Below are 13,694 nucleotides of genomic sequence, written 5' to 3' on the forward strand. Positions count from 1 at the left end.
CATATTGAGGGAGGGAAGTGTAGTGATGGATGTTAAACAGATAGTCAGTGAACAGAAAAAGTTTTTTGATCAAAAAGGAACACGTGATATAGAGTACCGTATCCGTAATTTGGAAAAATTAAGGGATGCGATTAAACGTTATGAACCAGATATTGTTAATGCGATAAAAAAAGATCTAAATAAGTCTGAATTTGACACTTATTTGACTGAGATTGGGTTTGTGCTTTCAGAAATTAAACATACGATTAAGCATTTACGTCGATGGGCAAAACCTGAGCGTGTAGGGACTTCTAAGCTATTATTAGGATCAAAAAGTACTATTTATAAAGAACCTTACGGTGTAACCCTGATTATTTCACCATGGAATTATCCCTTTCAGCTATTAATATCACCGCTAGTCGGTGCGATTGCTGCAGGGAATTGTATCATCATGAAGCCATCAGAATTTACTCCACATGTTTCACAGTGTATCGGTCAGATGATTGAAGGGATTTTTGACCCCCATTATATTACTGTAATTGAGGGTGATGCTGAAGTTAGTCAAGCCATTATGAAAGAACCTATTGATCATATTTTCTTCACAGGAAGTGTGCCAGTAGGGCGTATCATTATGGCTGAAGCAGCTAAAACATTAACACCGCTTGTGTTGGAGCTCGGTGGTAAAAGTCCAGCTATCGTAGAGTGTGATGCCAATCTAAAGTTGACAGCTAAACGCTTAGTTTGGGGAAAGTTTGTCAATGCTGGTCAAACATGTGTTGCGCCAGATTATTTGTTGGTACATGAGCGAGTGAAGGATGAGTTATTAGTATTGATGAAAGAAGCGATCATTGAATTTTATGGTGATAAACCTTTAGAAAATGAGAACTACACACATATTGTAAATGAAAGACACTTTGATCGTTTAGCAAAGCTACTTGAGGGAGAAAACGAATTTTATTGGGGAGGAGATAAGAATAGAGAAGCGTTAAGTATTGAGCCGACCATAATAGATGGTGTGGATTGGAAGCATATTACCATGGAAGATGAAATCTTTGGGCCTATTCTACCTGTCCTCACTTTTAATGATTTGGACAAAGCGGTTGCCGAGGTCAAACAATTACCTAAACCGCTGGCACTCTATATTTTCTCAGAAGATCGACGCAAACAACAATTTATATTGGAAAGTGTACCCTATGGTGGTGGATGTATAAATGACACCCTGATCCATCTGGCAACGCCACATTTACCTTTTGGTGGAATAGGACCAAGTGGAATGGGTGCTTATCATGGCAAGTTCAGTTTTGATGCTTTTACACATCAAAAGGGGATCGTAAAACAGACGACCCGATTTGACGTTCCAGTTCGTTATCCCTCATTTAAAGACGGATTGAAGTGGTTAAAAAAATTACTATAGCAGATGTATATAGTAAAATCATGTAAATCGATAACTTGCTTTTATGACATGTATTGAATCGATCTAAAAATAGTCATTCAATTGACCGCTTACAGCATACACGATTCTTAAAGTGTAGTTGGGCGGTCAATTATGGATCTAAGATAAAAGATAAAGTTGAATAAATGGAAAATTTATATTTATATAAATAATTCCGTGAACAAATAAACATTAAATAAGTTGACCTTTATTATTTGATCTTGGGAGTGGGATATCCCTGAAGCGATTTGAACGGTGCAAATGAGCTCACAGAGTTACTTTTCGCATAGATAAAAAGGAAATAGGCACGAACTTGTCGAATGTTATTGTAATTTTTATGGATCGAAGATGTTAAGAATGTATATATTGAATAAAATCGGCTTTGTAGAAGGGATGATGTCACATATCAGTATAAAAATTTTTTTGATAATACTTGGATCAATAACGTAAATGTGCTAATATATTCAGCAGTCCATCTGGTGAGCTGATAAGATTTTATTTGGATCCATTTATGCCTGCAAACTCGTGATTTTAATCGTGAGGGAGGGGTATTCCATTCGCTCGTAAACGGTTCAGACGGGTTGTCTGGTGGCTAACAAGATTATGTATAAACTTTAGGAGCTGTGGAGCTAGCCTACTTGGTGATCGTAGGAATCATTCGACTTTAGTCGTGTGAGGTTCATTGTGTATAAAAAGTACCTGTTTGCATATGCATATAAAATTGAAAATACCTGCTCATACAATGTTAATTTTGGATCTTCATTTTTTGAAGTAGTCATTCTTTGTACGAGAACATTTACAAGCCGTAGTTTGCTTCATTTACAAGGAGGAAGTCTAGATGTCACAAAACAACAAAGATGTTTTTTTCACTGAAGAGGGCTTAGAAAAAGTTAAGCAGGAACTGGAGCATTTGAAAATTGAGAGAAGACATGAAGTAGCACAGCGATTAAAAGAAGCAATTGCACAAGGTGACCTAAGTGAGAATGCGGAATATGATTCAGCTAAAGAAGAGCAAGCCTTTATCGAATCACGTATCCATACCCTTGAAAACATGATTCGTAATGCCAAAATCATCAGTCATGAAAACCAAGATAAAGATACGGTTAATGTGGGATCAAAAGTCACCATTCAAGAGGTGCCAGATGGCGAAACTGAAGTTTATACAATTGTAGGTAGCGCAGAATCAGACCCGCTTTCGGGTAAGATCTCAAATGAATCCCCAATCGGCGCAGAATTAATCGGAAAGAAAATCGGAGATATTGCCAATGTACCTGCTCCGGCTGGAACGATTGAATTTAAAATTGTGAAAATTGATTAGACGACATGCCCCTTTTATGAATAAAGGGGCATGTTTAAACTAGATTAGCCATAGAAAGCTAGACCACTTATCTTTTCGTTTTCAGACTTTTTATGATAGGTGCTAACGGTTGTTTAGAATGGAATCTTAACCATTCACCTGTCGGTTTTCTTAGCCACAGTTGATGGGGCTCGTTCCAAGTTTGTGCCGGAATGATGATGACCTCTTTTACAGGAAAAGGAATAGAGGATTGAGTAGGTGACACAAACGGGAAATTGCTCTTAATGAGATAATATTGACTAGGTTGTGAAAATGAAGCAGCGATAGGTTGATCGACAGCAGATAGGATTTTATCAACTTCCGATGATATGACATAAGATTGTGAAACTAACTGTTTATGATGATTATGGATGTGATAAGCTTTGATGGATTCTAGAGAAAGATTGTGGGCTGTAATTGTATCAGGGTTGGATGACAATACAATGCTAAATGATAAGATAATTGAGATATAGTAAATAGCTTGTTTTATACGGATCACCTCATAATAGATTAAATCAGTCGTGTTGCTTAACCAAAATACAGGACGGTAAATTTGAAAAATCCAGTAAATGAATATCCTTGCTGTGAGGGATATCCTATGTGCTTAGCACACATGTACCATTAATTTGGAGCAATTCGTGACCTGATTAAAAAATAGTCACAAATTGCTAGAGAAAATATGTTATTATTATATAGTATGTATAAATTTTAAAACATTATACATGGAATCTTGTAGGTGTAAGTGTTTAGATATAAGGCCTTATTTGCTATGAAGTTTAGTTTTGCATGCCATATTTCGTGGTTTTGATCATTGAATAAACTTGAGGTGCTGATTACCTAAAACACATCATGTTTAGATGATGAAATTGTGAAAAACAACATGTTTCCTAGGAAAGGGAGTTGGTAGTAGTCAGATAGGTGCATACCCAATCCAAAGATCCGTGTTCGTTAATTATTTAAATGAGCCTTGCATTTATTTATACATAAATAAACGATGTAGGAAACCGACTGTGGTAGCATAATTGTGTTCAAAATTTTAATGATTTTGTAATGATTATACACAATAGGGGACAGAAAGGGTGAGATCAACTTGAAGTCGTTAAACTTTGTACATACAGCGGATTTGCATCTTGATGAACCCATCCGTGGCTGGAGGGGGACAAAGGAAGAGGCATGGCAGCGAATGGAGGAGTACCGACTTACTTTCCAGAAAATAATATCGTATGTTGAGGAAAATCAAGTTCCTTTTTTGTTCATTGCGGGCGATTTTCTTGAACATGGTCATGTGAGTCACTCAACTTTTGAATTCGTTCGAGATCAGTTTAAGCGGATTTCAAATACAAATGTATTGATATCACCAGGTAACCATGATCCACTTCGATCTGATTCGATTTACTTGTTAGAAAAATGGCCGGAAAATGTTCAAATTTGTTCTACAAAATGGGAAAAACACGGATTCCAAACGTACAACTTAAATGTGTATGGCAGGGGGTTCTCTGACTTTTCAGAACCAAATTGGATTGTACCTCCTCGTATAGAGAATGAAGGGTATAATGTATTGCTTTTACATGGTGATTATCATAAAACATACACAGGCTCATCCTATTTTCCATTCTGTGAACAGAACATTTTAAACCTATCCATAGATTACGTTGCGTTGGGGCATATTCATAAGGCTACTCAATATCAATTAAATAATCTGCGAAATACAGTGATTCGCTATCCTGGATCACCAGAAGCACTAAATTGGAAAGAGACAGGAACCCGATCGATATCACATATTCGTATTGAAGGTGAAAACGTATCTGTACAAGAAGTTCCGATTCAAACTCGAACCTATGAACGATACATACTGAATATACAAGGTATTAAGACAAAAGAAGGGCTGTTAAACCATATCTTACAAAGTGAAGCATGGGAATTACGAAATGGCTATCATTTGATTGAGTTAAACGGAAGACGGGATCTGGATTTAAAACTAGATCGTTATTCATGTCATTGGCTAAGTGCACAGCTCCTTAAAGAAGGGTTTCATGCTGCACATTTTGTTGACCATACAAAACCTGACTTTGATCTGGCATATTATCGCGCGCAACCAGGTGTGATCGGGATGTTTGTTCAGAAAATGGAAAAAGAGATACGAAATCAACCGGAAAAAAGCAATTTTTATGAGCAGGCTTTATATAGAGGACTTGATGCGTTGTTGTCAAAGGAGAAGATCATGGCATGAAATTAAATCGTGTAAAATTTCGTGGCTTTGGTCGTTGGGTCGATCAAGAATTCCGTTTTGAAAAAGGAATTAACCTGGTGGAAGCGCCAAATGAGGCAGGGAAATCTACCTTAGTACAAGGAATCTTAGCATTATGGTTTGGTAGTAAAAAAGAAGGATCTCTCCTCAGAAAAAAAGCGGATTGGTATGATCGTTATCTCCCATGGGAGTCGGATCAATACGGTGGGGAGATTGAGTATGTATTAAATGAAGATCGTTATCGTTTAATTCGAAATTTAATATTAAAAAAAGAGTCGGAGCAGCTAATTAATTTGACATATGCCAAGGATGTTACGAATGATTATCAGATGGATCGTAAAAAAGATCACCGTTTCCTAGAGACAAAACTAAAGTTGTCAGGTGAAAGTTTTCGTCAGATTGCATGTTTAAACTCGATTACACTTGGACAAGAAAAAAACAGGCAATTACAACATCACGATGCCATGATGGTAGAAAAGTTAAAAAATGCGACAAATCAAAGTGGCCATATCGATGTCCAAGCTACGATTACAGAGATAACAAAGCAAATTAATGATTTGGGTACGATAAAAGCAGAAGGAAAACGGATTGCTCAATTGAACAAAAGCATAGAAGAAAAAAAAGCAAGCCTGGATTTCTTGAAAGAAAAGTATACCCAGTATCATCAGGAAAAAGCAACATTAATTCGTACACAATTGATATGCCACAATCTCGAAACGAAATTAAAGGAATATCGTGTTTATGAAGAAGGATTAAAACAAGAGGAAAAATTACAATATGAAATAACGCATCTACAATCTATACTTAATCCATTTAAAGAGAAAGTGGCACAATATCAAAAAAAATGGGCAGAGATTCAAAAATTAAAAGAGGAGCTAGAGAAAGCGAAACCCCCTCACTTTGTGCAATATGAGGAGTATTACGAGCTCGTACAAAACCAGAAGAGAAGAAGAGAATTAGAAAGCGCAATCGAGGAAATGTCTATTCGCTTACAAGAAAATAAAGTTTCTATAGCAGAAATTACAAATCAACAAGATGGATCGTTTCCATTTGATTGGGAAAAAGCACAAACTGTTTTATATCAATTAAAAGAGTTTAGTAAGCTTGATGTACAAAACCAGGAACTATTGGATCATCTCGAGCTGAATATGAAAGAAGATGCTCCACTAACAGAGTTGCAAAAAGACTTAAATAAACTAGATGAGCTCCGTCGAGAAGAAGCTTCCTATCGTACTAAAAAGAAGGTACTCAATCATCAAATTGCAATAAAAATTGAAAAAGATAGTGAGCCATTACTGGATTCGTCAAATGGAATGAAATGGTTCTATTTTTCAGTAGTTGGATTTATCATTACATTATATGTGATGATAAAAATCCCATTAGCTTTTATATTCCCTGCTATTCTAACCTACTACACCATTACAAAATGGTCCCGACTACGAGAAGGATCTGTTTTACAAAACGAGAAGGATTTAGAAAAATTTAGTGACTTACAATATGATGTTAAAAATCTAGATGATAAATTATGTGTCAACTTCCAAAAACAAGATAATTTGCTAAATAAGTGGAATGTAAAAACAGTGGATGATTTATATCGCAAAAGAGATCTACATCAAGATGCCTCTCGCGTACGGGAGCAAGGAAAAAGAGTTTTAGCGCATAATGAAGCCGAGATGAATCGCATTCGGTATGAAGTGGAGCATTGGATGAGTCCATATGTCAATCAAATACCACAATTTGAAGTGGACAAATATATGCTACTTACTCAATCTATTATTGACGAACAATATCAAAAAAAGGTCGAATTCTCTAGATTGGAAACCGAAAGAAGACAAATTGAAGAAGATTTAAATCATAGTCAAATGAGATTACAAGCATGCATGCATTTTCTCAATGACTGGAAAGTTAGATATGGGGAAGATCGCCTTGAGCAGGTGAAGTTTTGGTTGGAGCAACAAGATATTCAGAATCAGTTATCGATTCGATTAGAAGAACATGAAAAGCAATTTCAAGATATTGAACGAATTTACACGGCAGAGAAATGGAAAGAGAGATATGAAGATATCAGTTTACAAATAAAAGAAATAGAACAACGACTAGCAAAGCTGAAACATAATCGTTTGGATATTTCTGATCAACCTCATGCAGGTCAGGCATTAAAAAAACAGTTAGAAGAAGAAAAGCAGAGATTAAACCAAATTGAAGGCAGCTTAAGTAAATTATCCGAATGGGTTGAGGATATATCTAAAATAGAAACAGAAATTAATGTAGCACAAAGAGAACTGGATGCTTTGAATGAAGAACGAGACCTGCTTATCTGTGTCAAAAACACCCTGTTAGAATCTGTGGGGGAAGTAAAGGATCAATTATTACCGCAAATTGTTCCTCATGCTAACTTTTGGATCGATAAGATCACGGATGGTCGTTATCAAGAGATATTCTTACAATCGGGAAATCAAATTAAGATGGATACAGTCGTTCCTGAAACGGGAGAAAATAAGTCGATCGAACATTTAAGTAGAGGCACGATAGATCAAATGTTTTTTGCGTTTCGACTCGGTTTAGTTCAATATTATTCAGAACAAACCTCAACACCGCTCCCCTTATTTTTAGATGACTGTTTTATTCATTTTGATGAACTACGCATGCGAAAAGCGTTGATATTATTAGGTGAGCTATCTAAAGAGCATCAAATTATGATATGTACTTGTCAATCTCGTGAGCGGAAGTTATTAGAAGAAATGAGGATTAAGTTTCATTCCATTCACATATAGCACCTAATCATATAAGATATATAGGAAGATGAAGCAAAGGAGGGTGTGTGTGATGGAAACAATAGGTGAATTTTTATATAGTTTATTAGCAGGTATCGGTAAGCTTTTACTAGTAGCTGTTATTGTATGGATGATCGGACTGATTATATTATTATTTCGAGAATTATTTCGAGCTGGTGACTTAAATATTCGTACTTATTTATATAAAGTATGGAAAATGTTGCTAGTGTGTAATGAGTTTATCGCATATGGTTCTTTAATTGTAGGACCTATTATGGCTTATCGCACAGAAGGAGATGAACGACTTGGATATATCATGTTATCCATTTCTGGATTAATCCTATCTGGTATCTACATCTATATCCGAAAACGCGTAAAAGGCATAGATTTATTTAAATTCAACCAAAAATAATTTGATGAGAAAAAGCCCTTCCCATCATTGGGAAACGAGAAGGGCTTTTTCTATTGTACGATGAACTTTTCACACCTTTACTTTCCGAAACGGTTGAGTAATAATAGTAGGAAACTTAAGTAGAGTGCGGATGTGAATGAAATGGCGATCGAGCAATTGATTACCAAGGCAGAAAATTATTTAGCAAAAGAAGATATCAATTCTGTAAAGAAAGCATACCAATTTGCTGATGAATCTCACGATGGTCAGATGCGAAAATCAGGGGAGGCCTATATCACGCATCCAGTAGCGGTTGCGGAGATTTTGGTCGACCTGCGTATGGATCGAGCTACGATTGTAGCGGCTTTATTACATGATGTGGTAGAAGATACCGGCATTACATTAGATGAAGTTGAAGCGCAGTTTGGTAAAACCGTTCGCTTATTGGTAGACGGTGTGACAAAGCTAGGAAAAAGAATGAAGTATAAGTCAAATGAAGAGCATCAAGCAGAAAATCATCGTAAAATGTTTGTAGCTATGGCTCGTGATATTCGTGTGATCTTGATTAAGCTAGCCGATCGTTTGCATAATATGCGAACGATTAAACATATGCCGGAACATAAACAAAGAGAGAAGTCGCGTGAAACTTTAGAGATATTCGCACCCCTTGCGCACCGGCTTGGAATTTCCAAGATTAAGTGGGAACTTGAAGATATTTCACTTCGCTACTTAAAGCCCCGTCAATATTACCGAATCGTCCATTTGATGAAACAAAAACGTGCTGAACGTGAACAATATATGGATGTCATTATCGATACCATTAAACGAAAGCTTGATGAGATGGATGTAAACGTCCAAGATATTTCAGGTCGTCCCAAGCACATCTACAGCATCTATCGAAAAATGACCATTCAGAAAAAAGAGTTTAATGAGATATATGATTTAATGGCTGTTCGCGTTATTGTAGAAAGTATTCGCGATTGCTATGCTGTGCTGGGTGTTATACACACCGTCTGGAAACCCATGCCCGGCCGATTTAAAGATTATATTGCAATGCCTAAAACCAATATGTACCAATCTTTGCATACAACAGTGATTGGTCCAAATGGTGAGCCGATTGAAGTGCAAATTCGGACGATGGATATGCATCGTACTGCGGAATATGGTATTGCTGCGCACTGGGCCTATAAAGAGGGCGAAACGATTGAAAAAGGAAATTTTCAAGAGAAACTAAAGTGGTTTCGGGAAATGATGGAGTTACAACAAGAGTCGACAGATGCCCAAGAATTTGTTGAAAATCTTAAAGTGGATTGGTTTTCAGATGCTGTTTTTGTATTTACCCCTAAAGGGGATGTCATTGAATTGCCAGTGGGATCGGTTCCACTCGATTTTGCTTATCGTATTCACACTGAAATTGGAAATAAATGTATTGGAGCAAAGGTGAATGGCAAGATCGTTCCGTTAGATTATAAATTGAATACGGGAGATATCGTCGAAATCCTCACCTCGAAGCATAGTTATGGTCCTAGTCGTGATTGGGGAAAGCTTGTTAAATCATCACAAGCACGCAATAAAATTCGTAGCTGGTTTAAGAAGCAACATCGTGAAGAAAGTATTGAACAAGGAAAAGAAATGGTAGAAGCATTACTGAAAAAATATGATTTTGATCTGAATAAAGTATTAACACCTGAACGGATATCAGAAGCAACACAGAAGTTTAACTTTAACGAAATTGAAGATCTTTATGCGGCAGTTGGCTATGGAGGCATTTCTACTGCACAGGTTGTTCATCGCTTAACGGATGGATTAAAAGTAGAGACGCCGATTACCTTACCTGAAGTTAAGGCGTTGCCACCAGGGAAAAGGAAAGAAAGTCAAGGGGTCCGTGTAAAAGGTGTCGACAATTTATTGGTTCGGTTATCGCGGTGTTGTAACCCTGTTCCAGGGGATGATATTGCAGGATTTGTAACACAAGGTCGCGGTGTTACTGTTCACCGTACAGATTGTCCTAACTTTAATGATGTACCAGTAGAGCGTCAGATTCCAGTCGAGTGGGATAGTACCTCTGTGCATCAATACCAAGTAGATGTGGAATTATCAGGATTTGATCGAACAGGGTTACTAAATGATGTCTTACAGGCGATTAATGATTCGAAAGCTTCTCTTGTTGCGGTCACTGCTAAATCCGATAAACGGGGTATGGCAACCATCCATACACGATTCAGTATTCAAAATATGCACCACTTAAAATCGGTTGTAGAAAAGCTTAAAAAGGTACGCGATATTTATAGTGTGAGAAGGATTATTCAATAAAATATCTAGACTGAGGGGTTATTTTTCAGTGTCGACTGAAAAATAACCCCCTCGCTGTGTGTAGTCACATGGATCAATAAAGGGGGATATCCACATGAAAGTCGTGTTACAACGGGTAAAAGAAGCAAAGGTTTCCGTTCATCAAAAGATAGTGGGTTCGATAGGTCCTGGTTTTCTGTTGCTCGTCGGTATTACAGAGACGGATACCTTGCACCAAGTACGGTTTTTATCCGAAAAAATTGCGCATTTGCGTGTGTTTGAAGACGAAAATCAAAAAATGAATCACTCCATTTTAGATGTAGGTGGGAGTATTTTGTCAGTATCCCAATTTACGTTGTACGGTGATTGTCAAAAAGGTCGACGTCCTAACTTCATGCGAGCTGCTCGGCCTGAGCAGGCATTACCGCTATATGAACAATTTAATGAAAGTTTACGTTCATTAAGCATTCCTGTTGAAACGGGCCAGTTTGGCGCTATGATGGAGGTGTCACTTATAAACGATGGCCCTGTCACGCTAATTTTAGAGAAAGATTAAGTGCAGACAAAGGATATGCTATAATGACGGAGGGTATTCTAAGAAAAATGATATGAAGGCAGTAGTGTTGATTATCCAAATTTAGGAAGTGTATGTTGAGCGGAAATGCCTTTGAGCCGTACCTAGCGAAGCCAAAACCTGAAGGAATAAGCGGACAACCAGCTTGACCGATAGGGAGTTTTGGGAGCGCCGTAAGGTTTTGGCGGAGCGGTCTTTTCAGCTGCTTTGCAAGACGAAAGTGCATGGAGAGCAAAATACACGACGCTAAAATGGAAAAATAATGCAAATCAACACGCTTGATATGAAGGGGGAAATCGTTGATGCATACTGACCAACTAACGATTAACACACTACGTTTGTTGTCGATTGATCAAATCGAAGCAGCCAACTCTGGACATCCAGGCTTACCGATGGGGGCTGCACCAATGGCTTATGAATTATGGGCTAAGCATATGAATCATAATCCGAAAAACCCAGACTGGTTTAATCGTGATCGCTTTATTCTTTCTGCAGGACATGGATCAGCTCTCTTATATAGCTTACTACATGTTTTTGGATATGGCGTAACGATCGATGATTTAAAGCAATTTCGCCAATGGGGAAGTCTTACTCCTGGGCATCCAGAAGTAAAACATACCCCAGGTGTAGAAGCGACAACCGGACCACTCGGACAAGGCATTTCGAATGCAGTGGGAATGGCTATGGCTGAAGCACATATGAGAGAAACTTATAATCGCGATCAATTCTCGATTATTGACCATTATACATATGTTTTATGTAGTGACGGGGACTTGATGGAAGGTGTGGCTTCAGAGGCATGTTCGTTGGCTGGACATCTTAAATTAGGCAAGTTAATCGCATTATATGACTCAAATGATATCTCGCTTGATGGCGATTTAGAGCAAGCTTTCACAGAAAGCACGCAAAAAAGATTTGAATCTTATGGTTGGCAAGTCATTCGTGTAGAAGATGGAAATGACACAGCTGCAATCAGTCAGGCGATTAAAGAAGCAAAATTAGATGCTGAACGTCCGACATTGATTGAAGTTAGAACGGTTATTGGTTATGGTAGCCCTAATCGTGCAGGTTCATCTGAAGCTCATGGTAAGCCATTAGGTAAAGAAGAAGTAGTAGAAGTACGTAAATCCTATGAATGGGAGCATGAGCATGATTTTCATGTGCCAGATGAAGTGAAACTTCAGATGGAGTCGTTTCAGCAAGAAATGTCCAGTAAAGAGGATGAATGGAATCGCTTGTTCGAACAATATTCAGCTCAATTTCCTGAATTAGCACCGCAACTCAAGTTAGCGATGAAAGGCGATTTACCAGCAAACTTCAAACAAGAGCTACCAAGCTATCAAGTGGGAGATAAAGCACTGGCAACACGTGTTGCCTCTGGAAACGCCATCCAGGCATTAGCAAAGAAAATTCCATTCTTTTTAGGCGGATCAGCGGATCTCGCCTCATCCAATAATACGATGATTAAAGCGGACCGTGATTTCTTAAGCTCTGACTATGCAGGGCGTAATATTTGGTTTGGTGTGCGAGAGCATGGAATGGGAGCGGCTTTAAACGGGATGTTGTTACACGGTGGTATACGTGTATACGGTGCCACATTTTTAGTGTTCTCGGATTATCTTCGCCCAGCAATTCGATTAGCTGCACTATCTAAGCTACCGGTTGTCTATGTCTTTACTCATGACAGTATAGCCGTGGGAGAAGATGGACCAACACATGAACCCGTTGAGCAAATTGCTTCGCTCCGCCTCATTCCGGGACTAAGAGTCTTACGTCCAGCTGATGCAAATGAAACGACTGCAGCTTGGGCTTACGCGATGGAACAAAAAGAACATCCAGTCGCTTTAATTCTAACCAGACAAGGACTACCCATCCTGCCTGGAAGTGTAGGTATTGAAAGTGAAACGATTGCAAAAGGTGCATATATTGTATCTGAAGCAGAAAAGAATAACCCGGATGCCATCATTATTGCAACGGGATCAGAAGTAAGCTTAGCAGTCGAAGCACAACAACAGCTCGCTTCACAAGGCACACAAGTTCGTGTTGTCAGCATGCCATCACGAGAAATGTTTGATGCACAACCAGAAACTTACCGTGAATCGGTTTTACCAAGCTCAATTAAAGCTAGAGTTGCAGTAGAAGCCGCACATCCAATGGGTTGGGATCGTTATGTAGGTGACCATGGCCGTGTCATTGGAATTGATCAATTTGGGGCCTCTGCTCCAGGGGGCTTTGTGATGGAGAAGTACGGGTTTAGTGTGGAAAATGTGGTGAAGCATGTAAAGGAAGTATTAGCTTAATCATAATGGAATGAATAAAAGACGATTGAAGTGATCTACTTCAATCGTCTTTTCAATGTGTACCCAACAATGGCATGTTTGATAAGGCGAAAGTATTGAGTGATGAAGGTAGGGATAACCAATAAACATAGGTAACAAAATCACATTATGAGTTAGTCTAAATTGTAAATTATGATTAGTATCTATTTTCACATGTAATTTATCGTTGTGAATTAATTTTCATCCTAACTGCTACATATTAGGTTATTTACAATTAACACCATCCAGAGTAGAATAAATTGCTATTAAACGATGGATTATTGATTAGACACATTTATAGCACTAGTATGGTTATTACGTAAGCATTTCTTCTCCATTTTTTCGTTTAG

At 38.0% G+C, this 13,694-nt stretch carries 9 protein-coding genes; 8 read left to right on the forward strand and 1 reads right to left on the reverse strand.

Annotated features, from left to right (window positions below; all coding sequences use genetic code 11):
• Positions 1-25: 25 nt before the first annotated feature.
• Together IC619_RS05580 and greA are read left to right on the forward strand one after the other, a co-directional pair.
• Positions 26-1,393 (forward strand): aldehyde dehydrogenase, encoded by a 1,368-nt coding sequence (locus IC619_RS05580; RefSeq protein WP_191139363.1) that lies wholly within the window; start codon positions 26-28, stop codon positions 1,391-1,393.
• A gap of 856 nt (positions 1,394-2,249) precedes the next feature.
• Positions 2,250-2,729: a transcription elongation factor GreA gene (gene greA, locus IC619_RS05585; protein WP_191139073.1), complete on the forward strand. Its 480-nt coding sequence runs from the start codon at positions 2,250-2,252 to the stop codon at positions 2,727-2,729.
• Between the two features lie 67 nt (positions 2,730-2,796).
• Here greA and IC619_RS05590 read toward each other — a convergent pair whose 3' ends face one another.
• Positions 2,797-3,186, reverse strand: coding sequence for a hypothetical protein (locus IC619_RS05590; protein ID WP_191139072.1), 390 nt, complete (start codon positions 3,184-3,186; stop codon positions 2,797-2,799).
• Between the two features lie 651 nt (positions 3,187-3,837).
• On the opposite strand from IC619_RS05590, the gene IC619_RS05595 reads away from it, so the two are divergent.
• From IC619_RS05595 to tkt, 6 genes are all read left to right on the forward strand, one after another.
• Entirely contained in the window at positions 3,838-4,977 is a 1,140-nt protein-coding gene (locus tag IC619_RS05595; RefSeq protein ID WP_191139071.1) for a metallophosphoesterase family protein, read from the forward strand.
• Complete coding sequence (locus IC619_RS05600) at positions 4,974-7,769, forward strand: AAA family ATPase (protein ID WP_191139070.1); 2,796 nt, start codon at positions 4,974-4,976, stop codon at positions 7,767-7,769. The genes IC619_RS05595 and IC619_RS05600 overlap by 4 nt, the downstream gene beginning before the upstream one ends.
• A gap of 49 nt (positions 7,770-7,818) precedes the next feature.
• The gene (locus tag IC619_RS05605) at positions 7,819-8,181 is read left to right on the forward strand and encodes a hypothetical protein (RefSeq protein WP_191139069.1); all 363 of its coding nucleotides are present in this window, start codon (positions 7,819-7,821) and stop codon (positions 8,179-8,181) included.
• 141 nt (positions 8,182-8,322) lie between these two features.
• A complete protein-coding gene (locus tag IC619_RS05610; protein ID WP_191139068.1) occupies positions 8,323-10,473 on the forward strand; it encodes a RelA/SpoT family protein in 2,151 nt (716 codons plus the stop codon).
• A 94-nt stretch (positions 10,474-10,567) separates the two neighbouring features.
• Entirely contained in the window at positions 10,568-11,008 is a 441-nt protein-coding gene (gene dtd, locus IC619_RS05615) for a D-aminoacyl-tRNA deacylase (RefSeq protein WP_191139067.1), read from the forward strand.
• 320 nt (positions 11,009-11,328) lie between these two features.
• Complete coding sequence (gene tkt / locus IC619_RS05620; RefSeq protein ID WP_191139362.1) at positions 11,329-13,326, forward strand: transketolase; 1,998 nt, start codon at positions 11,329-11,331, stop codon at positions 13,324-13,326.
• Positions 13,327-13,694: the final 368 nt, after the last annotated feature.

Origin of the sequence: Polycladospora coralii, assembly GCF_014773435.2 — a bacterium.
Classification (GTDB): Bacteria; Bacillota; Bacilli; order Thermoactinomycetales; family Thermoactinomycetaceae; genus Polycladospora; species Polycladospora coralii.